The organism is Nocardioides cremeus (genome assembly GCF_030518195.1).
Classification (GTDB): domain Bacteria; phylum Actinomycetota; class Actinomycetes; order Propionibacteriales; family Nocardioidaceae; genus Nocardioides; species Nocardioides cremeus.
This window is the reverse complement of sequence record NZ_JAULSC010000521.1, coordinates 1-204: the sequence shown is the minus strand read 5'-3', so window position 1 is coordinate 204 and position 204 is coordinate 1. Positions and strand designations below refer to the sequence as shown.

Annotated in this window: 1 pseudogene; it reads right to left on the bottom strand. The window is 76.5% G+C overall.

From position 1 onward, the window contains the following. Window positions 1-204, bottom strand: a pseudogene (locus tag QWJ41_RS21945) (ABC transporter permease); the annotation flags it as partial.

Below are 204 nucleotides of genomic sequence, written 5' to 3'. Positions count from 1 at the left end.
CGACAGGGTCGTGAAGCCGAAGGGCCGCAGCATCAGCACCAGCGGCAGCTCCTTGACCGCGTCGATGAGCACCAGCGTCGCCGCCACCGCCACGCCGGGGCGGGCCAGCGGCCGGTGCACCTGCCGCAGCAGCCTGCCCGGGCCGGCGCCCAGGGTCATCGCGGAGGCGCTGACGCGGGGGGAGACGCGCGAGAAGCTCGCCGC